Source organism: Streptomyces sp. DG1A-41, from assembly GCF_037055355.1.
GTDB lineage: Bacteria > Actinomycetota > Actinomycetes > Streptomycetales > Streptomycetaceae > Streptomyces.
In genome coordinates this window covers 3,740,861-3,763,840 of the sequence record NZ_CP146350.1, presented here as the reverse complement: position 1 = coordinate 3,763,840, position 22,980 = coordinate 3,740,861, and the positions used below count along the sequence as shown (strand labels likewise).

Annotated in this window: 24 protein-coding genes, 1 tRNA gene and 1 pseudogene; 21 read left to right on the top strand and 5 right to left on the bottom strand. The window is 71.4% G+C overall.

The window, feature by feature from the left end; all coding sequences use genetic code 11:
• Positions 1 to 44 precede the first annotated feature (44 nt).
• The 10 genes from galU (at position 45) to V8690_RS17250 (ending at position 6,820) form a co-directional block, all read left to right on the top strand.
• On the top strand, positions 45 to 947 hold the full coding sequence (gene galU / locus V8690_RS17295) for a UTP--glucose-1-phosphate uridylyltransferase GalU (protein ID WP_338779892.1): 903 nt from the start codon (positions 45 to 47) through the stop codon (positions 945 to 947).
• Positions 948 to 951: 4 nt separating this feature from the next.
• Complete coding sequence (glp, locus tag V8690_RS17290) at positions 952 to 2,289, top strand: gephyrin-like molybdotransferase Glp (protein ID WP_338779891.1); 1,338 nt, start codon at positions 952 to 954, stop codon at positions 2,287 to 2,289.
• 62 nt (positions 2,290 to 2,351) lie between these two features.
• Entirely contained in the window at positions 2,352 to 2,846 is a 495-nt protein-coding gene (gene moaC, locus V8690_RS17285; protein ID WP_338779890.1) for a cyclic pyranopterin monophosphate synthase MoaC, read from the top strand.
• Positions 2,843 to 3,343: a MogA/MoaB family molybdenum cofactor biosynthesis protein gene (locus V8690_RS17280; protein WP_338779888.1), complete on the top strand. Its 501-nt coding sequence runs from the start codon at positions 2,843 to 2,845 to the stop codon at positions 3,341 to 3,343. Before moaC ends, V8690_RS17280 begins: the two co-directional genes overlap by 4 nt.
• A gap of 23 nt (positions 3,344 to 3,366) precedes the next feature.
• Positions 3,367 to 3,987 carry a GNAT family protein gene (locus tag V8690_RS17275; RefSeq protein WP_338785383.1) on the top strand — a complete coding sequence of 207 codons (621 nt, stop codon included), beginning with the start codon at positions 3,367 to 3,369 and terminating at the stop codon, positions 3,985 to 3,987.
• Between the two features lie 172 nt (positions 3,988 to 4,159).
• The gene (gene glpR, locus V8690_RS17270) at positions 4,160 to 5,359 is read left to right on the top strand and encodes a gephyrin-like molybdotransferase receptor GlpR (RefSeq protein ID WP_338779886.1); all 1,200 of its coding nucleotides are present in this window, start codon (positions 4,160 to 4,162) and stop codon (positions 5,357 to 5,359) included.
• A gap of 83 nt (positions 5,360 to 5,442) precedes the next feature.
• Positions 5,443 to 5,516 (top strand) — tRNA-Ala (locus V8690_RS17265).
• A gap of 538 nt (positions 5,517 to 6,054) precedes the next feature.
• Positions 6,055 to 6,312, top strand: a complete 258-nt coding sequence (locus V8690_RS17260) for a hypothetical protein (RefSeq protein WP_338779884.1) — start codon at positions 6,055 to 6,057, stop codon at positions 6,310 to 6,312.
• A gap of 107 nt (positions 6,313 to 6,419) precedes the next feature.
• Complete coding sequence (locus V8690_RS17255) at positions 6,420 to 6,641, top strand: hypothetical protein (RefSeq protein WP_338779882.1); 222 nt, start codon at positions 6,420 to 6,422, stop codon at positions 6,639 to 6,641.
• Positions 6,638 to 6,820, top strand: coding sequence for a hypothetical protein (locus tag V8690_RS17250; RefSeq protein ID WP_338779880.1), 183 nt, complete (start codon positions 6,638 to 6,640; stop codon positions 6,818 to 6,820). Before V8690_RS17255 ends, V8690_RS17250 begins: the two co-directional genes overlap by 4 nt.
• A 4-nt stretch (positions 6,821 to 6,824) precedes the next feature.
• On the opposite strand, the gene V8690_RS17245 is transcribed toward V8690_RS17250, so the two are convergent.
• Together V8690_RS17245 and V8690_RS17240 are read right to left on the bottom strand one after the other, a co-directional pair.
• A complete protein-coding gene (locus V8690_RS17245) occupies positions 6,825 to 7,154 on the bottom strand; it encodes a hypothetical protein (protein ID WP_338779878.1) in 330 nt (109 codons plus the stop codon).
• Between the two features lie 82 nt (positions 7,155 to 7,236).
• The gene (locus V8690_RS17240; RefSeq protein ID WP_338779876.1) at positions 7,237 to 7,713 is read right to left on the bottom strand and encodes a GNAT family N-acetyltransferase; all 477 of its coding nucleotides are present in this window, start codon (positions 7,711 to 7,713) and stop codon (positions 7,237 to 7,239) included.
• Between the two features lie 60 nt (positions 7,714 to 7,773).
• Here V8690_RS17240 and V8690_RS17235 point away from each other — a divergent pair, with 60 nt between their 5' ends.
• Positions 7,774 to 8,577 carry an exodeoxyribonuclease III gene (locus tag V8690_RS17235; protein ID WP_338779874.1) on the top strand — a complete coding sequence of 268 codons (804 nt, stop codon included), beginning with the start codon at positions 7,774 to 7,776 and terminating at the stop codon, positions 8,575 to 8,577.
• Here the strand turns inward: V8690_RS17235 and V8690_RS17230 are convergent.
• Positions 8,565 to 9,215, bottom strand: a complete 651-nt coding sequence (locus V8690_RS17230; RefSeq protein ID WP_338779872.1) for a MerR family transcriptional regulator — start codon at positions 9,213 to 9,215, stop codon at positions 8,565 to 8,567. The two genes, V8690_RS17235 and V8690_RS17230, sit on opposite strands and share 13 nt — an antisense overlap.
• A 130-nt stretch (positions 9,216 to 9,345) precedes the next feature.
• Between V8690_RS17230 and V8690_RS17225 the strand changes: the two genes are divergently transcribed.
• From V8690_RS17225 to V8690_RS17210, 4 genes are all read left to right on the top strand, one after another.
• Positions 9,346 to 10,863: an NAD(P)/FAD-dependent oxidoreductase gene (locus V8690_RS17225; protein WP_338779870.1), complete on the top strand. Its 1,518-nt coding sequence runs from the start codon at positions 9,346 to 9,348 to the stop codon at positions 10,861 to 10,863.
• On the top strand, positions 10,860 to 11,783 hold the full coding sequence (locus tag V8690_RS17220; RefSeq protein ID WP_338779868.1) for an alpha/beta hydrolase: 924 nt from the start codon (positions 10,860 to 10,862) through the stop codon (positions 11,781 to 11,783). The genes V8690_RS17225 and V8690_RS17220 overlap by 4 nt, the downstream gene beginning before the upstream one ends.
• Positions 11,780 to 12,664, top strand: coding sequence for an SDR family oxidoreductase (locus V8690_RS17215; protein ID WP_338779866.1), 885 nt, complete (start codon positions 11,780 to 11,782; stop codon positions 12,662 to 12,664). Before V8690_RS17220 ends, V8690_RS17215 begins: the two co-directional genes overlap by 4 nt.
• A 76-nt stretch (positions 12,665 to 12,740) precedes the next feature.
• Complete coding sequence (locus V8690_RS17210) at positions 12,741 to 12,956, top strand: hypothetical protein (RefSeq protein WP_338779864.1); 216 nt, start codon at positions 12,741 to 12,743, stop codon at positions 12,954 to 12,956.
• A gap of 81 nt (positions 12,957 to 13,037) precedes the next feature.
• Here V8690_RS17210 and V8690_RS17205 read toward each other — a convergent pair.
• Positions 13,038 to 16,614, bottom strand: a pseudogene (locus tag V8690_RS17205) (S41 family peptidase).
• A gap of 164 nt (positions 16,615 to 16,778) precedes the next feature.
• On the opposite strand from V8690_RS17205, the gene V8690_RS17200 reads away from it, so the two are divergent.
• Both V8690_RS17200 and V8690_RS17195 read left to right on the top strand, forming a co-directional pair.
• Positions 16,779 to 17,378 carry a TetR/AcrR family transcriptional regulator gene (locus V8690_RS17200; RefSeq protein WP_338779863.1) on the top strand — a complete coding sequence of 200 codons (600 nt, stop codon included), beginning with the start codon at positions 16,779 to 16,781 and terminating at the stop codon, positions 17,376 to 17,378.
• Positions 17,379 to 17,512: 134 nt separating this feature from the next.
• A complete protein-coding gene (locus V8690_RS17195) occupies positions 17,513 to 19,738 on the top strand; it encodes an MMPL family transporter (protein WP_338779861.1) in 2,226 nt (741 codons plus the stop codon).
• A gap of 69 nt (positions 19,739 to 19,807) precedes the next feature.
• On the opposite strand, the gene V8690_RS17190 is transcribed toward V8690_RS17195, so the two are convergent.
• Positions 19,808 to 20,947: a glutathione-independent formaldehyde dehydrogenase gene (locus V8690_RS17190; protein WP_338779859.1), complete on the bottom strand. Its 1,140-nt coding sequence runs from the start codon at positions 20,945 to 20,947 to the stop codon at positions 19,808 to 19,810.
• Positions 20,948 to 21,037: 90 nt separating this feature from the next.
• Between V8690_RS17190 and V8690_RS17185 the strand changes: the two genes are divergently transcribed.
• The 4 genes from V8690_RS17185 (at position 21,038) to V8690_RS17170 (ending at position 22,971) form a co-directional block, all read left to right on the top strand.
• A complete protein-coding gene (locus V8690_RS17185; protein WP_338779857.1) occupies positions 21,038 to 21,223 on the top strand; it encodes a hypothetical protein in 186 nt (61 codons plus the stop codon).
• 43 nt (positions 21,224 to 21,266) lie between these two features.
• The gene (locus V8690_RS17180; RefSeq protein WP_338779855.1) at positions 21,267 to 21,782 is read left to right on the top strand and encodes a YbaK/EbsC family protein; all 516 of its coding nucleotides are present in this window, start codon (positions 21,267 to 21,269) and stop codon (positions 21,780 to 21,782) included.
• On the top strand, positions 21,779 to 22,624 hold the full coding sequence (locus V8690_RS17175) for an EamA family transporter (protein ID WP_338779853.1): 846 nt from the start codon (positions 21,779 to 21,781) through the stop codon (positions 22,622 to 22,624). The genes V8690_RS17180 and V8690_RS17175 overlap by 4 nt, the downstream gene beginning before the upstream one ends.
• 71 nt (positions 22,625 to 22,695) lie before the next feature.
• Entirely contained in the window at positions 22,696 to 22,971 is a 276-nt protein-coding gene (locus tag V8690_RS17170) for a DUF1876 domain-containing protein (protein WP_338779851.1), read from the top strand.
• Positions 22,972 to 22,980: the final 9 nt, after the last annotated feature.

Genomic DNA, 22,980 nt, shown 5'->3' with positions numbered 1-22,980 from the left:
GGAGCCGCAGATTCCATGCAAAGGCACCGGATATGGTGGCGGGCATGACTCAGTCGCACCCTCGGATCAGCAAGGCTGTCATTCCCGCAGCAGGCCTCGGCACCCGGTTCCTGCCGGCCACCAAAGCCACTCCCAAGGAGATGCTGCCGGTCGTCGACAAGCCGGCGATCCAGTACGTGGTCGAGGAGGCCGTCGCCGCGGGTCTCGACGACGTCCTCATGGTGACGGGCCGCAACAAGCGCCCCCTGGAGGACCACTTCGACCGCAACTACGAGCTGGAGTCGGCGCTTCAGAAGAAGGGCGACGCCGGCCGCCTCGCCAAGGTGCAGGAGTCAAGCGACCTCGCGACCATGCACTACGTCCGCCAGGGCGACCCCAAGGGCCTCGGCCACGCCGTCCTGTGCGCCGCCCCGCACGTGGGTGACGAGCCCTTCGCCGTCCTCCTCGGCGACGACCTGATCGACCCCCGCGACCCGCTGCTCCAGCGCATGGTCGAGGTCCAGGAGCAGCGCGGCGGCAGCGTCATCGCGCTCATGGAGGTCGCCCCGGAGCAGATCCACCTCTACGGCTGCGCGGCCGTCGAGACCACCGAGGACAGCGATGTCGTCCAGGTCAGCGGCCTCGTCGAGAAGCCCGACCCGGCCGACGCCCCGTCCAACTACGCGATCATCGGTCGCTACGTCCTCGACCCGCACATCTTCGACATACTGCGCCGGACCGAGCCCGGCCGCGGCGGTGAGATCCAGCTCACGGACGCCCTCCAGCAGCTCGCCGCCGACGAGAAGATCGGCGGCCCCGTGCACGGCGTCGTCTTCAAGGGCCGCCGTTATGACACCGGCGACCGCGGCGACTACCTGCGTGCCATTGTCCGACTCGCGTGCGAACGTGAAGACCTGGGCCCGGACTTCCGGACCTGGCTTCGCAGTTACGTAGCCGAGGAGATGTAACACGTTGAGCAGCGCCGCGCCCCGCGTCACCGGCCAGGACCACTTCGGCCCCGACCACCTCTGGTCGGTGGAGGAGCACCTGGAGGACATCCTCGCCACCGTGCGCCCCCTGGACCCCATCGAGCTGCATCTGCTCGACGCCCAGGGCTGCGTCCTCGTCGAGGACATCACGGTGCCGGTGTCCCTGCCGCCCTTCGACAACAGCTCGATGGACGGCTACGCGGTACGGGTCGCGGACGTCGCGGGCGCGAGCGAGGAGTTCCCGGCGGCCCTGGAGGTCGTCGGGGACGTCGCCGCGGGCCAGTCCGAGCCGCTCCACGTGGGCCCCGGGCAGGCCGCCCGCATCATGACCGGCGCCCCGCTGCCGCCCGGCGCCGAGACGGTCGTGCCCGTCGAGTGGACCGACGGCGGGCTCGGCGAGGGCCCGGTGGCCGGGATGCGCGCCCGCAGCCTCGGCCTCGAGGGCGCCACCGGGCACGTGCACGTGTACCGCCCGGCCGAGGCCCGCGCGCATGTGCGCGCGAAGGGCAGTGACGTGAAGGCCGGCGACCGCGCCCTGGAGGCCGGCACGGTCCTCGGCCCGCCCCAGATCGGTCTGCTGGCCGCGATCGGCCGCGGCACGGTCCGCGTGCGCCCGCGCCCGCGCGTGGTGGTGCTCTCCACCGGCAGCGAACTCGTCCAGCCCGGCGCGGAACTGGGCACGGGTCAGATCTACGACTCCAACAGCTTCGCCCTCACCGCCGCCGCCCGCGACGCCGGCGCCATCGCCTACCGGGTGGGCGCCGTAGCCGACGACGCCGAGACCCTGCGCTCCACCATCGAGGACCAGCTGGTCCGCGCCGACCTGATGGTCACCACCGGCGGTGTGAGCGTCGGGGCGTACGACGTCGTCAAGGAGGCCCTGTCCCACGTCGCCGACGAGGATGAGGCCGGCAGCGGCATCGAGTTCCGCAAGCTCGCCATGCAGCCCGGCAAACCCCAGGGCTTTGGCTCCATCGGCCCCGACCACACGCCGCTGCTGGCCCTGCCCGGCAACCCGGTGTCGTCGTACGTGTCCTTCGAGCTGTTCGTCCGCCCCGCGATCCGCGCCCTCATGGGCTTGGAGGACGTCCACCGGCCGACGACCCGGGCGACCCTGATTGCGGACAAGGCGCTGACCTCCCCGAAGGGCCGCCGCCAGTTCCTGCGCGGCACGTACGCCGACGGGCGGGTGACCCCGGTCGGCGGCGCCGGATCCCACCTGGTCGCGGCCCTCGCCCACGCCGACGCGCTGATCGTCGTCCCCGAGGACACCGAGTCCGTGGAGCCCGGCGCCGAGGTCGAGGTGGTCCTGCTCGGCTGACAGGCGCTGGTTGGGGGTACCGTGTCGCGCACAGCAGGCCCGGACCGGGAGCGCCACACAGCATGAGCACGCAGGACCCCCCTACGCAGGACCACCTGACCCACATCGACGAGGCGGGTGCCGCCCGCATGGTCGATGTGTCGGAGAAGGACGTGACCGCGCGCACCGCCCGCGCCAGCGGACGCGTCCTCGTCTCGCCCCGCGTGATCGAACTGCTGCGCGGCGAGGGCGTCCCCAAGGGCGACGCCCTCGCGACCGCGCGGATCGCCGGGATCATGGGCGCCAAACGCACCCCGGACCTGATCCCGCTCTGTCACCCCTTGTCGGTCTCCGGTGTGAAACTGGACCTGTCGGTCGCGGACGACGCGGTGGAGATCACGGCCACCGTGAAGACGACCGACCGCACGGGCGTCGAGATGGAGGCCCTCACCGCGGTCTCCGTCGCCGCGCTCACCGTGATCGACATGGTCAAGGCGGTCGACAAGGGAGCGGTCATCACGGACGTACGGGTGGAGGAGAAGACGGGCGGCAAGTCGGGCGACTGGAGCCGGGCATGACCTACCGCGCTCTCGTCGTCACCGCCTCCAACCGGGCCGCCGCCGGGATCTACGAGGACAAGGGCGGCCCGCTGATCGCCCACGGCCTGAAGGGCTTCGGCTTCCAGGTCGACGGCCCCCAGGTCGTCCCCGACGGCGACCCGGTGGAGGCGGCCCTGCGCGCCGGTGCCGAGACCGGCTACGACGTCATCGTCACCACCGGCGGTACGGGCATCTCGCCCACCGACCGCACCCCCGAGGCGACCCGCCGCGTGATCGACCACGAGGTCCCGGGCATCGCCGAGGCCATCAGGGCGTTCGGCCGGGAGAAGGTGCCGACCGCGGCACTCTCCCGGGGCCTGGCCGGAGTGGCCGGCGGGACGCTGATCGTCAACCTGCCCGGCTCCACCGGCGGCGTGAAGGACGGACTGGCGGTGCTGGAGCCGCTGCTGGTCCACGCCGTCGAGCAGCTCCGCGGCGGTGACCACCCCAGACCCGGCAGTGGGGGTGCGAGCTGAACAGCCCATCCTGGCCCGTCGAGCTGGTGGACGGCGACATCGTCCTCCGGCCGATAAAGCTGCGCGACCAGCGGGCGTGGCGCGAGGTCAACCGGCGCAACCGCGACTGGCTGCGCCCCTGGGAGGCGACCATTCCGCCGCCCGGACCCGGCGGGCCGCTCGCGCACCGCCCGACCTTCCGCCAGATGGTCCGCCACCTCAGGTCGGAGGCGAACGCGGGCCGGATGCTGCCCTTCGTCATCGAGTACCAGGGGCGGCTCGTGGGGCAGTTGACCGTGGCCGGAATCGCCTGGGGCTCGATGTGCTCGGGGCATGTCGGCTACTGGGTGGACGAGGCGGTGGCCGGCCGCGGGGTGATGCCGACGGCGGTGGCGCTCGTCGTGGACCACTGTTTCCGCACGGTCGGGCTGCACCGCATCGAGATCTGCATTCGCCCCGAGAACGGGCCGAGCCGCCGGGTCGTGCAGAAACTCGGATTCCGTGAGGAGGGGCTCAGGCCGCGTTATCTCCACATCGACGGGGCCTGGCGCGACCACCTCGTCTTCGCGCTCACGGCGGAAGAGGTGCCGGACGGGTTGCTGAGACGCTGGCACCGGGCACGAACGGAGAGTAATCCGGGAATCCGGCACCACCCCCGAAATTGAATATATGTTCGAAATTGATCGGTCGGTGACCGTCTCGGGTCGTTGAATTCCCGGCCTCGGCGGTCTGTTGATCGCATCGATCGCAAAAAAAGCTCGAAATATCAGCCAGATCGTGCGACACACCGGCTCAATTGGCAGATGGCCTCACGCAAACCCCTCTACCGTGTGAGGCGTGAGCAGCAGCGGCCTCATCTACGCAGTCATTGTCGGGGCCTGGGCCGCCTACTTGGTGCCGATGTGGCTCCGTAGGCAGGACGAGCTGAACGAGGCCCGTCCGACGGAACGCTTCAGCACCGCCATCCGGCTTCTGTCCGGAAAGGCGGCCATGGAGCGCCGGTACGCCAGGGACCTGCGGGCGCGCTCCGCCGAGGAGGGGGAGCAGGACGCCGACGACCTGGACGCCGTCACCGACTCGGTGGACGTCCGGGCCTTCGCCGTGTCCAAGACGCGTCCGCAGACCCAGGTGCCCGTACCGTCGCCCGCCCCCGAGCAGCCGGCCCGCCCGGCAGCCGGACCGGCGAGTGCCGAGCGCGGACGGGGCCAGATGCCCGCCGCCCGGCGCGGCGCGACGCCCCAGGCGAGCAAGGCGAGCAAGGCGAACGAGGCGGCCGCAGCGCGGGCCCGGCGCTCGAAGGTGCTCGCGCGCCGTCGGCGCACCACCACCATGCTGTTCCTCGCCTTCACCCTCGGCGCGATCGTCGCCGCGGTCGGGGGCCTCGCGTTCCTGTGGGCGCCCGGTGTGCCCGCCGTCATGCTCAGCGTGTACATCGCGTACCTGCGCTCCCAGGAGCGCCGCCGGTTCGCCTACCAGATGGACCGCCGCCGGGCCGAGGTCGCGGCCCAGCGGCTGCGGGAGCGCCAGCGCCAGCCCCGCCGGCGCGCCTGCGCCGCCGAAGAGGCCGACGAACCGGAGGAAGGACCGGGGCCGGTGACCGACCCCGGCCTGTCGGCCCTCGCGGCGGACCGGCGCGCACTCGTCGAGCAGACCGACCACGCCGAGTGGGTCGACCAGCAGCGCGAGCGGCAGCGGCGGCCGGGCCAGGGCGACAGCTGGGAGCCGGTGCCGGTGCCCCTGCCGACCTATGTGACCGCGCCCGTCGCGCCCCGGGCCACCAGCGACGTGGACCTCGGAGCCCCCGACACCTGGAGCTCCGCGCGGTCGAGCTCCGTCACCCCGGACCACGAGGACGCGACGGCCCCCGCCGATGACGCGGACCCCGAGGCGGAGCCGCGCACGCAGGAGAGGGTGGACGACGACGGGCGCAGTGACGCCCGCCGCGCAGCCTCCGCACGGCGGGCACGGGAGCGCGGCCGTACGCCGCTGTTCGACCAGTACGAGGACGGGGACCGGCCCCGGGCCGCCAACGAGTAGCCCCGCGAAGCCGCAGGTGACCGGCCCTCGGCAACGGATTTCCGAGCAGGCCGATCGGGGTGCTAAAGTTTCACTCGTTGCAAGGGCCTGTGGCGCAGTCCGGTAGCGCACCTCGTTCGCATCGAGGGGGCCAGGGGTTCAAATCCCCTCAGGTCCACGCAGCTCAGAGCCCCGGTCGGGATCCCCGACCGGGGCTCTGACGTATGCGCACTACTTCTTGAGTCGGCCGCCGTCTGTGCGAGCGTAAGGCCCCGGCTCGAGAGGGAGTGGAGAAGGCGTTGCTTCTCAACACGCCCGGCAGTTCCTGGACCGTATGCACGAGAGCGTCTGGCAGGGCATGGGCCTGATGCCGAGACCGCGCTCGGCCGAGGACGACGCGGAGGCCGCGCGGCTCATCGACGAGTTACTGCGGATGCGGACCGGGCTGGCCGGCCACGAGCAGATCGAGAAGCTGCGCGCCGGTCCCCACGAGAACGAGAAACAACTGCGCGCGATGACCGTGAGCAAGTACGAGAACGCGCGCACGATGCAGGGCCTGCACAAGATGGCCCAGCATCGAGCGAGCCGGCCGAGCCTTCGCTTCCCGGTTCCGGATCGTCCGTTGCCCGGCACTCTGCCCACCGGCCGGGTGAACGTGCTGACGCTGTCCGTGGCCGCGGGGCAGTCCCGGCTTCTCCTTCACGATGACGCACGTCGTGGAGCGCGCCATCAGTGTGCTGCGGCATGGCCACGAGAACGACAGCGCCGATGCCACCACCCATCCGCCCCCGGTGCTGCGGCGCATGATCCCGCGCCATGTGCTGAGTCGTCACAACACACCGCAGACCGAAGCCGCGATCGGGCTCGGCGAGAACATGGAGGAGGTCGTGGAGATGATCTGGCGCGACCTGCGGCCCCGCTTTCTCGACGCGCGCCGGGCCGGAGTGCGGCCGCTCCAGCGCCGGCAGGACTGACCACGCGTCACGCGGTGGGCCCATACCAGACTACGCCCACCGCGGCGACGATGAGCGCGAGGTGACGAAGGTCGGGACGATCGCGTCCGCAGGTCGCGGACCGCGCGGTGGGCACGGGCGCGTTCGGCGGTGACCAGGTCGGGGAGCCGCTGGACGGCCGGCTCCCGCTTCGGGATGCCGAACGCCGAGCGGGAGGACAGGAAGGCGCCCACGCACGCCGTGATGATCGCCAGCAGAAGAAGAACGCCGACGAGCACGCGGGCCCCCTGGGCGAGACCCTCGTCACCGCGGTCTCGGTCGCCCGAGGCCGGGACTCGATCGTCGGTTGAGCACGGCGGCCAGCGCCGTACGCCAGTTGGACGTCACCTCCCGCACCGCACGCAACTCCTCGGCGGTACGGGCGCGAACGGCCTCGGACAGCGCGTGGTCCTCGGACGGACCGGGGGTGACGCGCACACCCCTCGGTCAGCTGCCCCGCTCGACGTGCAGCGACCAGGACGCGCCGTAGCCGGTCACTCCCTCGGGCGAGCCCGGGTGCGGAACGCGGCAGTTGCACGATGCGAGACGTCGGGCGAGCGGTTCGCCCCGGCCGCGCGGCGGGTGGCGTCCCGGAGCAGGGCGCCGATCCCGGGGCGCAGCGGGTCGTCGCGGTTGATCGCGCGGTAGCTGACGAGGGGTTCGGCGTGGGCGAGGGAGCGGCGGCAGCGGGGGCAGGTCCCGGCGACGAGGATGAGCTCGGGGGCCGTCTCGTCGGGCTCGACCCGCACGGTCGCGGAAGCCGCCATGGCCGCGCTCCACTCGGCGCGGCCCTCCACGGCGTACTCGACAACCTCGTCGGCCACGGCTCTGCCCTCACGCGCATCGACAACCCGGACCAGGTCAGCGATCCGGCGGGAGGGGGACCGGCGACCCGGGGGAAGTGACCTACAGCTGCTTCGCGAAGCAGCGGCTCGACTCGTGGTGCCGGTAGTAGCCGAACTTTGCGCACGGCTCGTAGCCGCTGGACGTGTACAGGGCTATGGCCTCCGGCTGCTTGGTGCCTGTCTCCAAGACCATGCGGATGCGGCCGGCCGCGCGGGCGTCCTCCTCCAGGGCGGCCAGGATGCGGCGGGCGAGGCCCCGGCCGCGCATCTGCTCGATCACGTACATGCGCTTGAGCTCGGCGTCGCCGTCCAGGTTGCCCTCGTCGTTCGCGTCCTGAGCGCGCCAGCCGCCCGAGGCGACGGGCGTGCCGAGCTCGTCGTACGCGATCAGGTAGATGCCGTTCGGCGGGTCGAAGTCCGTGGCGGCCATGGGCGTGGCATCGCCGTCGTCCCCGTAGCGGACGGCGTACTCGGCCTGGACCTGGTCGTTCAGCTTCACGGCGTCGGGGTGGTCGAAGGAGACCCGGCGTATATGCATGCCGGCTACCGTATTCGATCCGGAACTGGACTTCGTCCAGTGTGCCGGTATCGTGCCGGGGTGCTCACTGTGACCTCTGTGAATGTGAATGGGCTGCGTGCCGCCGCGAAGAAGGGCTTCGTCGAGTGGCTCGCGCAGACCGACGCCGACGTGCTGTGTCTCCAGGAGGTGCGGGCCGAGCCGGAGCAGCTGCCAGCGCACGTCCGCGACCCCGAGGGCTGGCATGTCGTGCACGCGCCGGCCGCCGCCAAGGGGCGGGCCGGGGTCTCGCTGTACAGCCGGCGTGAGCCCGACCGGGTCCAGGTCGGGTTCGGGTCGGCCGAGTTCGATGGCAGCGGGCGGTATGTCGAGGCGGATCTGCCGGGGGTCACCGTCGCTTCCCTGTATCTGCCCTCGGGTGAGGTCGGGACCGAGCGGCAGGACGAGAAGGAGCGCTTCATGGGCGAGTTCCTCGCCTATCTGAAGGGGCTTCGGGAGCGGGCCGCCGCCGAGGGGCGCGAGGTGCTCGTCTGCGGCGACTGGAACATCGCCCACCAGCAGGCCGACCTGAAGAACTGGCGCGGCAACACCAAGAACTCCGGGTTCCTGCCCGAGGAGCGGGAGTGGCTCGGGCGCGTGTTCGACCCGGCCGACGGCGGCTACGTCGACGTCGTACGCGCCCTGCACCCGGACACCGAGGGGCCGTACTCCTGGTGGTCGTACCGCGGGCGGGCCTTCGACAACGACACGGGCTGGCGGATCGACTATCACGTGGCCACCCCGGGGCTCGCCGGGCGGGCGGTCAAGGGGTTCGTGGAGCGGGCCGCCACGCATGCGGAGCGGTGGTCCGACCATGCGCCGGTGACCGTCGTCTACGACCGATAGGGCTTGCGCATTCTGCGGTCCAGGGCCAGGGACAGTTCCGCCTCCACCACACTGCGCGCCAGTGGGCGCAGCCGGGGCAGGTCGTCCTCGGAGGCGTGGCGCAGGACCAGGCCGGTGAAGAGTTCGGCCAGGGCGTCGGCGTGGGTGCGGACCTGCTTGGCCGCGCCGAGGACCTCCGCGAGGGGGATGCCCTCGCGGACCAGGGCCGAGGAGACGTCCAGGAGGCGGCGGCTGATGTGGACGATCTCGTCGCCGTCGGTGCCGAGATAGCCGAGCTCCATCGCGGCGGCGAGGTTCTCGGGGGTGGCCTCGCCCGCGAAGTGGTCGGCGAGCTCCTCGGGGGTGAGGTGGACCGGCTCCTCCTCGGTGGGGGCGCCGACGCCGAGCAGGTCGCCGACGTCCCGGCCGTGGTCGAAGGCCTCCGCCAGCTCCGCGATGCCGCTGAGGGTGTGGCCGCGTTCCAGCAGGGCCGTGATCGTGCGCAGCCGGTTCAGGTGGTGGTCGTCGTACCAGGCGATACGGCCTTCCCGGCGGGGCGGCGGGATCAGCTTGCGTTCGCGGTAGAAGCGCAGGGTGCGCACCGTGATGCCGGCCAGGCGGGCCAGCTCTTCCATGCGGTATTCACGCTTCTCGGCCACCTGGGCACCTTAAGACGTACCAAGGGTAACTTTCCTCGACCGCCCCCTACCCATCAGTACGCCGCCGTCCTACTCTCCCATTGCGCCAGTGTTCACTGGCATGGTTCTCGTGGTGTGTGGAGGTGTCGGCATGGGCGAACGCGAACGCGAGCATGTGCGGGTCGCGGTGGTCGGGTCCGGGTTCGGCGGGCTGGGGGCCGCCGTTCGGCTGCGCCGCGAGGGCGTCACCGACTTCGTCGTCCTGGAGCGGGCGAGCAGTGTCGGCGGCACCTGGCGCGACAACAGCTACCCGGGCTGCGCGTGTGACGTGCCGTCGCATCTGTACTCGTTCTCCTTCGCGCCCCACCCCGACTGGCCGCGCACCTTCTCGGGCCAGGAGCACATCCGCGCCTACCTGGAGCATGTGACGGACACGTTCCGGCTGCGGCCGCACATCCGCTTCGACTCGGAGGTGAAGCGGATGACGTGGAACGCCGAGCGGCTGTGCTGGGACATCGAGACGACCAGCGGGAATCTGTCGGCGGACATCGTCGTCTCCGCCACCGGGCCGCTGTCCGACCCGAAGGTCCCGGACATCCCCGGGCTGGACTCCTTCCCGGGCAAGGTCTTCCACTCGGCCCGCTGGGACCACGACTACGACCTGCGCGGCAAGCGCGTGGCGATGGTGGGGACCGGGGCCTCGGCCATCCAGATCGTGCCGGCCGTCCAGCCCGAGGTGTCGCGGCTCACGCTCTTCCAGCGCACTCCGCCGTGGGTGATGCCCCGCGTCGACCGGGCCACCAGCGACGCCGAGCGATGGCTCCACCGGCGGCTGCCCCTCACCTCGCAGCTACGGCGCGGACTGCTGTGGGGCATCCGGGAGTTGCAGGTCCAGGCGTTCACCAAGCGCCCGAACCAGCTCGGCTTCGTCGAGCAGCTGGCCCGGCGCAACATGGCACGCGCCATCAAGGACCCGGCCCTGCGGGCGAAGCTCACCCCGGACTACCGCATCGGCTGCAAGCGGATCCTGCTGTCCAGCGACTACTACCCGGCGCTCGCGCAGCCCAACGTGGACGTGGTCGCGAGCGGGCTGAGCGAGGTCCGCGGATCGACCCTCGTCGCCGCCGACGGCAGCGAGGCCGAGGTGGACGCGATCGTCTTCGGCACCGGGTTCCACGTCACCGACATGCCCATCGCCGAGCGGGTCGTGGGCGCCGACGGACGGACCCTCGCCGAGACCTGGAAGGGCGGCATGGAGGCCCTGCGAGGCGCTTCCGCTGCCGGCTTCCCCAACTGGATGACGATCATCGGGCCCAACACCGGCCTCGGGAACTCCTCGATGATCCTCATGATCGAGTCCCAGCTGAACTACCTGGCCGACTTCGTCCGCCAACTCGACGTCCTCGGCGGCCGGGTCGCCCTCGACGCCCGGCCGAGCGCCGTACGCGCCTGGAACCACCGGGTGCAGGAGCGCATGAAGCGGACCGTGTGGAACACCGGCGGCTGCACCAGCTGGTACCTCGACGCGAGCGGCCGCAACACCACCATCTGGCCCGGTACGACAGCCGAGTTCCGGCGGGCGACGCGGCGGGTGGACCTCGCGGAGTACGACGTCCTGCGGGTCCCCGCCACGAAGACGGCCGAGCAGAAGGCCGGGGTGGACGCATGAGCCGTCTCCTGCGCGTCGACTCCGGCCCCTACGCCCCGCCCGCCCTCGCGCGCGAACTGACCGCCGTCTCCGCCGACGGCGCCCGGCTGCACGTCGAGATCCACGGGCCCGAGGGTGCCCCCGCCGTCGTCCTCGCCCACGGCTGGACCTGCTCCACCGCCTTCTGGGCGGCCCAGATACGCGACCTGGCCGCCGGCCACCGGGTCATCGCCTACGACCAGCGCGGCCACGGACGCAGCCCCGCGAACCCCGCGTGCAGCACCGACGCCCTCGCCGACGACCTGGAAGCCGTACTCGAAGCCAGCCTCGCGCCCGGCGAACAGGCCGTGATCGCCGGGCACTCCATGGGCGGCATGACCGTGATGGCGGCCTCCGGGAGAACCGCCTTCCGCGAGCACACCGCCGCCGTCCTGCTGTGCAGCACGGGCAGTTCGCAGCTGGTCGCGGCCTCCACCGTCGTCCCCATGCGGCCCGGGCGGCTGCGGACCTGGCTGACCCGGCGGATCCTCGGCTCCCGGGCACCGCTCGGCCCGGTCACGCCGCCGGCCCGCCGGATCCTCAAGTACGGAACGATGGGCCCGGGTTCGGCTCCGCACATGGTCGAGGCGTGCGCCCGCATCGTGCACGCCTGCCCCCGCGAGGTCCGTCACGCCTGGTCGCACGTGCTGGACCTGCTCGACCTCGACCACGGCGTACGGGAGCTGGACGTGCCCACGGCCGTGGTCGTCGGTACGGCGGACCGGCTGACGCCGCCGGCGCAGGCCCGGGCCCTGGCCGCCGCGTTGCCGCACTGCATCGGGATCACCGAGCTGCCCGGCATCGGCCACATGACGCCCATCGAGGCGCCCGAGCTGGTCACCGGGAAGATACGTGAACTCGTCCAGGCCCACATCCAGGTCGTATCCGAGGAGAGCGCATGAGCAGGGTGAGCCTCGAAGGCAGGGTCGCCGTGGTGACCGGGGCGGCGCGCGGCGTCGGGGAGTTGCTGGCCCGCAAGCTCTCCGCGCGCGGTGTGAAGGTGGCGCTGGTCGGGCTCGAACCGGACGCGCTCAAGGAGGTCTCCGGGCGGCTGCACAGCGACAGCGACCACTGGCACGCCGACGTCACCGACCACGAGGCGATGGCCCGGGTCGCGCAGGAGGTCAAGGAGCGCTTCGGCAGGGTCGACATCGTCGTCGCCAACGCCGGTGTGGCCACGGGCGGTCCGTTCGCCGACTCCGACCCGGAGTCCTGGCGGCGGGTGATCGAGGTCAACCTGGTCGGCTCCGCGGTGACGGCCCGCGCCTTCCTGCCGCTGCTGCTGGAGAGCCGTGGCTACCTGCTCCAGATCGCGTCCCTCGCGGCGATCACCCCGGCGCCGATGATGACCGCGTACTGCGCGTCCAAGTCCGGCGTGGAGGCGTACGCGCACAGCCTGCGCGCCGAGGTCGGGTACCGGGGCGTGAAGGTCGGCGTCGGATACCTGTCGTGGACCGACACCGACATGGTGCGCGGGGCCGACCAGGACGACGTCATGCGGGAGTTGAGGCAGCGGCTGCCCTGGCCGTCCAACAAGACGTACCCGCTGGGCCCGGCGGTGGACCGGCTCGTGGCCGGGATCGAGCGCCGGTCGAGCCATGTCTACGGGCAGTGGTGGCTGCGTGGGATGCAGGGCGTGCGCGGATATCTGCCCGGGGTGATCGGGACGGTGGGCCAGCGCGAGATGCGGCGGTTCGCGGACCGGCTGAACGGCATGCGCACGGGCCTCGTCGGGGCGGGCGGAGCCGCCGATGAGCGGCAGAGGGACACGCTCCGTAAATGATCGACATGCGCAGCGTCACGGCTCGTGTGAATCTGGTCGAGCCAGATCCCCTCACCCCCAACGGGAGTGAACCCACATGGGTATGAAGGACCAGTTCCAGGAGAAGTCCGAGCAGTGGCAGAACCAGGCCCGGCAGAAGGCGGACCAGGCTCGTGAGCAGATGCAGGGCCGCGGCCGCCGGCGTGACGAGGACATGGACCCGTCGCAGCCGCAGCGTGACCGCGACCGCGACCGCGACCGCGACCGTGAGCGCGAGCAGGAGGACCGCTTCGACCAGGACTACGACGCCTGACGTTGCGTGCTGAAGGGAAGGGGTGCCTCGCGCGGGGCACCCCTTCCTCATGTCCTGCAACTCCTCACGTCCTGGGCTTCCTCAGGTCCTGGGCGGCAGCTTCGGGCGGGAGCGGTCCGGTACGTCGCTGTAGGTCGGCGGCGTCGCCGGCGGATCGATCTCCAGCAGCCCGAGCGCCAGCTCCACCGCGTCGGTCAGCTGGGCATGACGGCCTTCCGCCCAGTCCAGCGGGGTGCGCAGGACGTCGATGTCGGGGGCGACGCCCTTGTTCTCCACCGACCAGCCGTAGGCGTCGAACCAGGCCGCGTTCATCGGCACCGTGATCACCGTGCCGTCCCCGAGCTCGTGGCGGCCGGTCATGCCGACGACACCGCCCCAGGTGCGCTGCCCCACCACCGGGCCCAGCTTCAGCAGCTTGAACGCGGCGGTGATCATGTCACCGTCGGAGGAGGTCGCCTCGTCCGCCAGGGCCACCACCGGGCCCCGCGGCGCGTTCGAGGTGTACGACACGGGCTGGGCGTCGCGGGTCAGGTCCCAGCCCAGGATCGTGCGGCTCAGCGTTTCGATGACCAGCTCGCTGATGTGACCGCCGGCGTTGCCGCGCACGTCCACGATCAGCGCGGGCCGGGACACCTCCATGCGCAGATCGCGGTTGAACTGCGCCCAGCCCGACCCGCCCATGTCCGGGATGTGCAGATAGCCGCACCGTCCGCCGCTCAACTCCCGTACCACCGCCCTGCGTTTGGCCACCCAGTCCTGGTAGCGCAACGGCCGCTCGTCGACGAGCGGGACGATGGCGACCCGCCGGGGCGGGCCCGTGCCCTCCGCCGGGGAGAAGGTCAGCTCCACCGTCGTACCGCCCGCACCGGCCAGCAGCGGATGCGGGCCCGCGTCCGGATCCACCGGGCGGCCGTCGACATGCGTCAGGATCGCCCCCTCGCGGATGCCCGTGCCGGCCAGCGGGGAGCGGGCCTTGGAGTCGGAGGAGTCGCCGGGCAGGATCCGCTTGACCATCCAGCCGCCGTCCCGGCGTACGAAGTTGGCGCCCAGCAGGCCCTGCCTGCGCTGGTAGTGCGGCGGGCCCTCGTTGCGCCGGGCGGCGGCGACGTACGCGTGGGACGTGCCCAGCTCGCCCAGCACCTCGCGCAGCAGGTCGGCGAACTCGTCGGGGGAGGCGACCCGTTCGACCAGCGGGCGGTACTGGTCCAGCACCCCGTCCCAGTCGATGCCGCACATGCCCGGCTCCCAGAAGTACGCCCGGATCAGCCGCCCGGCCTCCTCGTACGCCTGCCGCCACTCCGCCGCCGGGTCGACCACGTGCAGGATGCGGCGCGCGTCGATCCACACCGTCGTGTCAACGTCGCCGGGCTCGGTGGCGGGCGTCGCGCGCAGTTCTCCCTCGTCGACGATCACCAGCCGCGTGCCGTCGCCGCTGACCGCGAAGAAGTCCAGGTGGACGGCGAGTTCGGACTTCTTGGCCTTGGTGATGCCGAAGTGCTCCAGGGTCGGCCGGCCGCTGGTGTCGTCCGGGTTCGCGAACGTCTCGCCCAGCGCACCCGAGATCGGCCAGCGCAGCCACACCAGCCCGCCGCCCGCCACCGGGTGCAGCGCCGAGTACTTGGAGGCGGCCACCGGGAAGGGCGTGACCCGGCTCTCCAGCCCCTCCACCTCGACGGTCACGGCGCCGCTCTCCCCGTTCTCGTCGTCCTCCACCGGGTCTAGGCCCCCGGCGGCCGGGCGGCCCTCCGGACTCAGCGCGAACGGGGAGGGCGTCGCGGAGGACAGCGGGACGAGATACGGGCGGCAGCCCAGCGGGAAGGACAGGTCGCCGGTGTGCACGTCGTAGACCGGGTCGAAGCCGCGCCAGGAGAGGAAGGCGAGGTAGCGGCCGTCGCTCGTGAAGACCGGGTTCTCGTCCTCGAAACGGCCGTTGGTGACGTCGACGACGAACCTGTCCCCTTCGGTCGTTCCGGCGAGTCGGGCCATCTTGATCTGCCGCAGCGTCCGCCCGATGCCCGGATGCGACCAGGTCAGCCACGCCCCGTCCGGGGAGAACGCGAGGTCGCGCACGGGCCCGTTGATCGACCGGATCAACTCGGTGACCACACCGCCGGAATCCGCCGTGCCGCTGCTCGCCGGGCCGCCACCCGCCGTGCCGCTGCCCGCCGGGTCGCCACCCGCCGTGCCACTGTCCGCCGTGTCACTGCTCGGCGTGCCGCGGCTCGACGGGCCGCCGTTTGGCGTGCCGGTGCCCTCCGTGCCGCTGCCCGCCGTTTCACCGCTCGGCGTGTCTCCACCCCCGGTGCCGCTGTCCTCCGTGCCGTCACCGGCCGTGTCGCTACTCTCCGCGCTGCCGCCCTCCGCGCTGCCGCCCTCCGCGCTGCCGCCCTCCGCGCTGCCGCCCTCCAGGCCGGCACCCTCCAGGCCGGCACCCTCCAGGCCGGCGTCCTCCGTGACGTCGACGAGCAGCAGTCGCCCGTCGTGTGAGGCGACCGCCAGGCGTTCGCCCTCCGGGTCCGACACCAGCTCGCGCACCCGGCCCAGCGCGCCCGAGGCCAGCCGTCGCGGGCCGCGGTCGCCGCTCGCCCGGGGCAGGGAGGCGATCTCGATCGCGTCCTCGCCCTCCGCGTCCGTCACATACGCCACCCGCCCGCTCGCGCCGAGCATCTCCGGCATCCGCACCCGGACGCCGGGGGTGTCGGTGAGGGTGCGGGCCGGCCCGTCCCGGTGGGTGAGCCAGTACAGACTGCCGCGTACGACGACCGCGCTGGCCCGCCCGGTCTCGTCGACCGAGATCCCGTCGACGTGCTGGGAGGCCGCCACCTGGTACGGGCGCCGCCCCGCGCGCGGCCCGCTCAGCCGTACGTCCAGCCAGGCGCGGCTCGGAGTGCGGTGACAGGTCGTCGACCAGCCACAGGTCGCCCGCGCACTGGTACACCACCCGGGTGCCGTCGCTCGAGGCGTGCCGGGCGTAGAAGGCGTCGTGGTCGGTGTGCCGGCGCAGGTCGGAGCCGTCGTAGGCGCACGAGTAGAGGTTGCCGACGCCCTCGTGGTCGGAGAGGAAGGCGATCCGGCCGCCGACGAACATGGGGGAGTGCAGATGGCCGCCGAGACCGGCTAGCAGCCGTTCGCCGTGCAGCCACAGCCGCCCCATGGCCCCGCCCCGGTAGCGCTTCCAGGCGGCCGGTTCGTGCGGCGGGGTGCCGGTGAGGAGGAGAGACTTCCGCTCCCCGTCCAGATCGGCGACCTGGATGTCGGCTACCGGCCCCCAGGGCAGCTTGCGCCCCGGGTCGCCGTCGAGGGACACCTTGTAGGCCCAGGTGAAGTACGAGAAGGGCTCGCCGTGCGAGGCCACGGCCAGGATCTCGCCGTCCGGGGTCCAGCCGCAGACCCGGGTGTCGGCGCTGCCCCAGTGGCTCACCTGCCGGCCCTGGCCGCCGTCGACCGGGGCGAGATGGACCTCGGGCACCAGGCTGCGCCAGCTCGTGTACGCGAGGTGGCGGCCGTCGGGTGAGAAGCGGGGGTGGCCCACCTTGGTGCGGTCGACGGTGAGCCGCCAGGCGCGGCCGGGGCCGTCGACCGGGGCGAGCCAGAGGTCGTCCTCGGACACGAAGCACAGCAGGTCGTCATGGAGATGTGGCAGACGCAGATAGCTCACCTCCCCATGCTTTGCCTCGGGGCATACCAGGGCAAGTCTTGACAAGCTGCCGGGCGAGCCGCCTCGTGACCCGGAACACGTACGAAACGGTTTCGTTCTCATAGAAGGTGCGCTACATTCGTGACGTACGAAACCGTGTCGTTCGGAGCAGGAAGGTGAGCGAGATGGCTGAGGCCGCCACCGTGCGTCGCAGTCGGATCACCCCCGAGCGTGAGGCCGAGCTGTACGCGGCCGTGCTCGACCTGCTCCGCGAGGTCGGCTACGACGCCCTCACCATGGACGCCGTGGCCGCCCGCACGCGGTCCAGCAAGGCGACGCTCTACCGCCAGTGGGGCGGCAAGCCGGAGCTGGTGGCGAAGGCGATCCGGCACAACAAGCCGGGCAACATCGCCGACGTCGACACGGGATCCCTGCGGGGCGACCTTCACGCCCTCATCTCCCGTGAGGACGACTGCACCATGCAGCAGAACGCCGCGCTGATGCGGGGTCTGTTCATGGCGGTGCACGGCAACCCGGACCTCCTCCAGGCGTTCAAGGAACTGCTCATCGAGCCGGAGATGGAGGAGTTCCACCGGGTGGTGCAAAGGGCCGTCGACCGCGGCGAGGTCCAGGCCGGCCGACCGGCGCTGGACTACATCGTGCACATGTTCGTCGGCGCCTTCGCCACGCGCACGCTGATCGACGACCAGCCGCCGACACAGGCGTTCCTCACCTCGTACATCGACGCCGTGGTCCTCCCCGCCCTCGGCGTTCCCGTCAACTGACGATTCCCTGAGCTAGCCCTCCACCTGACGTCACCTCCCCCATTGCCTGAAGGGCATGGGGGCGCCCCCATCGTCGTCGGGCTGATCAGCCCTGCCCAGAACCACCCCCACGACCTGACCGGGAGTACGCCCTCGTGGCCACATTCCTCTACAAACTCGGCCGGATGTCCTTCCGGCGGCGGCACCTCGTCGCCCTGATATGGGTGGCCCTGCTGACCCTCGCCGGTGTCGGCGCGGCCAGCGCCCCCGCCGCGGGCAACAGCTCGTTCTCCATCCCCGGCACCGAGGCGCAGAAAGCCTTCGACCTGCTGGAACAGCGCTTCCCCGGCACGAGCGCCGACGGAGCCACCGCACGGGTCGTCTTCAAGGCGCCCGGCGGCGAGAAGATGACCGACCCCGGCAACAAGGCGACGGTCCAGGAGACCGTCAAGGAACTCGCCGACGGCTCCGAGGTCGTCCGCGTCACCGACCCGTACCAGGCGAAGGCCGTCAGCAAGGACGGCACGATCGCGTACGCGCAGGTGTCGTACAAGGTCTCCGGCATGGAGCTGGAGGACTCCTCCCGCGACGCCCTGGAGGACAGCGCGCGGGACGCGCGGAAGGCCGGGCTGACCGTCGAGATCGGCGGTGACGCGCTCCAGACGGTCCCCCACACCGGCACCGGCGAGATCATCGGCATCGCGGTCGCCGCGGTCGTCCTCGTCATCACCTTCGGCTCGCTGGTCTCGGCCGGTCTGCCGCTGCTGACGGCGCTCATCGGCGTGGGCATCGGTGTCTCCTCGATCACGGCGCTGGCCGGCGCGCTGAACCTGGGCTCGACGACCTCCACCCTCGCGATGATGATCGGCCTCGCGGTCGGCATCGACTACGCGCTGTTCATCGTCTCCCGCTACCGGGCCGAACTCGCCGAGGGCCGCGACCGAGAGGACGCGGCGGGCCGGGCCACCGGCACGGCGGGCTCCGCGGTGGTCTTCGCGGGCCTCACGGTTGTGATCGCCCTGGTGGGCCTGTCCGTCGTCAACATCCCGATGCTGACGAAGATGGGCGTCGCGGCGGCGGGCACGGTGGCCATCGCCGTACTGATCGCGCTGACCATGATCCCGGCGCTGCTCGGGTACGCGGGCCGGAGGGTGAAGCCGGCGGGCGAGAAGGGCAAGCTGCTCGGCCGGGCCAAGACGCAGGAGAAGCAGGAGAAACAGGAGGAGCCGGCGAAGCCGAACCTGGGTACGCGCTGGGCGAGCTTCGTCGTCCGTCGCCCGATCGCAATCCTGCTGCTCGGTGTCATCGGCCTCGGCGCGGCGGCCGTCCCGGCGGCGAGCCTGGAACTGGGCCTGCCGGACGACGGCTCCCAGCCCACGTCCACCACGCAGCGCCGCGCCTACGACCTCCTCTCCGAAGGCTTCGGGCCGGGCTTCAACGGCCCGCTGATGGTCGTGGTCGACGCGAAGGACAGCGACGACCCGAAGGCGGCCTTCACGAAGGTCGGCGACGAGATCAAGGGTCTCGAGGGCGTCGTCACGGTGACACCGCCGGCGCCCAACAAGGCCGGAGACACGGCGACGATCACCGTCATCCCGGACTCCAAGCCGTCGTCGGTCGCGACCGAGGACCTGGTCCACTCCATCCGCGGCAAGGGCGCCGGAATCAAGGCCGACTCGGACGCGAACGTGCTGGTCACCGGCCAGACGGCGATGAACATCGACGTCAGCGAGAAGCTCAACGACGCCTTGGTCCCCTATCTGGTCCTGGTGGTCGGCCTGGCCTTCCTCCTCCTGATCGTGGTGTTCCGCTCGATCCTGGTCCCCCTGAAGGCGGCCCTCGGTTTCCTCCTGTCGGTGATGGCGGCCCTCGGCGCGGTGGTCGCGGTCTTCCAGTGGGGCTGGCTGGCGGACGTGATGGGCGTCGAGCAGACCGGCCCGGTCATGTCGATGATGCCGATCTTCATGGTGGGCGTGGTCTTCGGCCTGGCCATGGACTACGAGGTCTTCCTGGTGACCCGGATGCGGGAGGCCTACGTCCACGGTGAGAAGGCCGGGCAGGCGGTCGTGACGGGCTTCCGTCACGGCGCCCGGGTGGTCACGGCCGCGGCGGTCATCATGATGGCGGTCTTCGCCGGCTTCATCGGCTCGTCCGAGTCGATGGTCAAGATGATCGGCTTCGGTCTCGCGATCGCGGTCTTCTTCGACGCGTTCGTCGTCCGCATGGCCATCGTCCCGGCCGTCCTGGCCCTCCTCGGCCGCAGGGCCTGGTGGCTGCCCAAGTGGCTGGACCGGGCGCTGCCCAACGTGGACGTCGAGGGCGAGGGTCTGCGCACGGACACCGACCGCGGGGATCAGGACAGGGCTCTGGTACGCGCCTGACAGCGCCCTGAGAGAGCGGCCGGTGAGGGCCCCCGTGGGGACGGGGAGCCCTCACCGGCTCTTCTCATGTCAGGCGTGCGGGTGGAGGACGACCTTGGTGTAGCCCTCGACGCGCTTGTCGAACTTCTCGTACGCCGTCGGCGCCTGGTCGAGAGGAAGTTCGTGCGAGACGACGAAGCTAGGCTTGGCACGGTCCTCGATGATCAGGTCACGCAGGTGGCGGTTGTACCGCTTGACGTTGCACTGGCCGGTGCCCATGCGGAGCCCCTTCTCGAAGAGGCGCCCGATGGAGACCATCAGCATGCCCTGCTTCGCCTGCTCGTCCGGTCCGCCGGGGTCGCGCGGGACGTACAGTCCGGGCACGCCGAGCGCGCCCGTCGGCCGGACCGTCTCCACGAGCGAGTTCAGTACGGTCGCCGGTTCCTCGCGGTCCGCGCCCTGCGCCTGCGCCTGGTAGCCGACGGCGTCGATCCCCTTGTCAGTGCCCTGGCCGTCGGTCTGCTCCTTGATCTGCTCCGCCGGACTGCCCTGGGTGAAGTCGATCGGCACGGCACCGATCTCCCGCGCCTTCTCCAGCCGCTCCGCCACCCGGTCGACCACGAACACCTTGCTCGCGCCGCGCAGCATCGCGGAGTAGGCGGCCATGAGCCCGACCGGGCCGCCGCCGTAGACCGCGACGCTGTCACCGGGACGTACGTCGGCCAGTTCGTTGCCGTGGTAGCCGGTCGGGAAGATGTCGGCGAGAAGGACGAAGTCGGTCTCCTTCTCGGTGCCCTCGGGGAGCTTGAGGCAGTTGAAGTCGGCGTACGGCACGCGTACGTACTCCGCCTGGCCTCCCACATAGGGCCCCATCGCGACATAGCCGTAGGCGCCCCCGGCGAAGCCCGGGTTCACGGTCAGGCAGAAGCCCGTGAAGCCGGCCGTACAGTTCTTGCAGAAGCCGCATGCCACGTTGAAGGGCATGACCACCCGGTCGCCGCGGCTGAGCGAGGTGACCCCCTCTCCTGCCTCCTCGACGACGCCGAGATTCTCGTGGCCGAACACGATCCCCGGTTCCGCGGCGGTACGGCCCTCGTACATGTGCAGGTCCGAGCCGCAGATGGCGGTCGAGGTGACACGGACGATCACATCGTTCGGGTGCTGGATCCGTGGGTCCTCCACTTGCTCTATCGCTACCTCGAAGGGGCCTTTGTACACGACAGCCCTCATCGTCACGCACCTCCAACTGTGCCGTGGGTCATATACCAGGCTGGTGCATGATGAGACGATTTGCATCTACAGAGGGAAGGAACTATGGCTTTGTCAGGACGTATCGGCACACTGCTCGTGGCGGTCCCCGGCCTGTCCGGCGTCGTCTATCCGGAGGGGACGCGCGTGACCATCCAGGGCACCGGAGGGTCTGTCGACGGTTTCGTCGCAGGAGACTGGCTGCCGCTCGCGTGGTGGGAGTTCGCGGATGTCCGCCCGGAGGACGGCACCGGCTGAAACCGGCTCGCGTGCCTCGTACACGCACCGCTAGCGTGCCCGCATGACGACGACAGCCGCCACGGACGCCGAGAACTCCGGAGCACACCCTCGTTTCGCCGAGGCCCTGCGGGAACTGGGGATCGAGGACCTCGTCACTCAGGTCCGCCGGTTCCCGGAAGCCACCCGTACCGCCGCCGAGGCCGCCGCCGCGCTCGGGTGTGAGCTGAGCCAGATCTGCAAGTCGCTGATCTTCGCGGTGGACGGAGTGCCGGTGCTGGTGCTCATGGACGGGGCGTCGCGGGTCGACGTCGGGCTCGTGCGCAAGGAGCTCGGGGCGGAGAAGGTCACGCGGGCCAAGGCCGATGTCGTGCGGGAGACCACCGGGTACGCGATCGGCGGGGTGCCGCCCTTCGGGCACAGGATGAAAACGCGCGTGCTCGCCGACCGGTCCCTGCTCGGGCACGACGTCGTCTGGGCCGCCGCCGGGACGCCGTACACCGTGTTCCCCATGGCCCCCCGCGACCTCGTCACCCACGCCGGGGGCACCCTCGTGGACGTGCGCGAACTCTCCGCGTGACGCCCCTGGTCACCGCCGCCGTCCTGCTCGCCGCCGTCACGCACGCCGGCTGGAACGCCATCGCCCACAAGATCACCGACAAGCTGGCCGGGTTCGCGCTGATCTCGGGCGGCGGGGCGGTCATCGGGCTGGCCCTGGCGCCCTTCGTGGCGTTTCCGGCGGCCCGGGCCTGGCCGTATCTGCTCGGCTCCGCCGCCATCCACATCGCCTACTACGCGCTGCTGATGAAGTCCTTCCGGCTGGGCGACTTCGGGCAGGCCTATCCCATCGCGCGCGGCACCGCGCCTCTCGTCGTGACCGTGCTCGCCGCCGTCTTCGCGCACGAGGTGCCCGACGGGTGGGCCGCCGCCGGTGTCGTCCTGTCGTGCGCGGGGCTGACCGGCGTCGCCCTGTGGGGACTGCGCGGGCGTCGGCCCGACTGGGCGGCGATCGGGGCTGCCCTCGCGACCGGGCTGACGATCGCGGCGTACACCGTCGTCGACGGGCTCGGCGTGCGCGCCTCCGGGCCCTCCCTCGGGTACATCGCCTGGCTGATGGCGGTCCAAGGGGTGGTGATCCCCGCCTGCGCCGTGAGCCGCTGGAGGAGGGAGACCGTCGCTGTTCTCCGGCCGTTCGCCGGGATCGGGCTCATCGGGGCCGCCCTCTCCGTCGCCGCCTACGCCCTCGTGCTGTGGGCCCAGACCAGGGCCGAACTCGCGCCCATCGCCGCCCTGCGCGAGTCGTCGGTCATCGTGGGCGCGGCGATCGGGGCCGTGTTCTTCAAGGAGCGGTTCGGGGCGCCGAGAATCGTGGCGGCCGGGCTGCTCGTCGTCGGGATCGGGCTGATGCTGCACGCCGGGTAGACCGGGTCAGGCGGGTGCGCCCAGCCGGTGGGAGGAGCACTCTGGAACTAAGTGTTCCGGAGGTGATCGTCATGATGCACACCGCGGTGGGATGGCATGTCGAGCTGGAGTTCACGGAGGACGACCAGCACACGCGGGCGGTCGCGCTGGTCCGCCTGCCCGACGGCAGCGAAGTACGGGCACACGGGCACGCGAGCCGGCACCGCTCCGACGCCAATCAGCCCAGAGTCGGAGAGGAGATCGCCGGCGCCCGGGCGCTCAACGAGCTCGCCATGCGACTCCTGACCAAGGCGCACGACGAGATCGACCAGGCGTCCGGGCGGACCTCCCACCCTATTCACGTCTAGAGCCCCGGC

Excerpts from the sequence above, each read along its gene's own strand:
- galU (WP_338779892.1), top strand. The coding sequence starts at position 45 with ATGACTCAGTCGCACCCTCGGATCAGCAAGGCTGTCATTCCCGCAGCA.
- moaC (WP_338779890.1), top strand. The coding sequence starts at position 2,352 with ATGAGCACGCAGGACCCCCCTACGCAGGACCACCTGACCCACATCGAC.
- V8690_RS17280 (WP_338779888.1), top strand. The coding sequence starts at position 2,843 with ATGACCTACCGCGCTCTCGTCGTCACCGCCTCCAACCGGGCCGCCGCC.
- V8690_RS17240 (WP_338779876.1), bottom strand. The coding sequence starts at position 7,713 with ATGCATATACGCCGGGTCTCCTTCGACCACCCCGACGCCGTGAAGCTG.
- V8690_RS17225 (WP_338779870.1), top strand. The coding sequence starts at position 9,346 with ATGGGCGAACGCGAACGCGAGCATGTGCGGGTCGCGGTGGTCGGGTCC.
- V8690_RS17220 (WP_338779868.1), top strand. The coding sequence starts at position 10,860 with ATGAGCCGTCTCCTGCGCGTCGACTCCGGCCCCTACGCCCCGCCCGCC.
- V8690_RS17215 (WP_338779866.1), top strand. The coding sequence starts at position 11,780 with ATGAGCAGGGTGAGCCTCGAAGGCAGGGTCGCCGTGGTGACCGGGGCG.
- V8690_RS17210 (WP_338779864.1), top strand. The coding sequence starts at position 12,741 with ATGGGTATGAAGGACCAGTTCCAGGAGAAGTCCGAGCAGTGGCAGAAC.
- V8690_RS17200 (WP_338779863.1), top strand. The coding sequence starts at position 16,779 with ATGGCTGAGGCCGCCACCGTGCGTCGCAGTCGGATCACCCCCGAGCGT.
- V8690_RS17190 (WP_338779859.1), bottom strand. The coding sequence starts at position 20,947 with ATGAGGGCTGTCGTGTACAAAGGCCCCTTCGAGGTAGCGATAGAGCAA.
- V8690_RS17180 (WP_338779855.1), top strand. The coding sequence starts at position 21,267 with ATGACGACGACAGCCGCCACGGACGCCGAGAACTCCGGAGCACACCCT.
- V8690_RS17170 (WP_338779851.1), top strand. The coding sequence starts at position 22,696 with ATGATGCACACCGCGGTGGGATGGCATGTCGAGCTGGAGTTCACGGAG.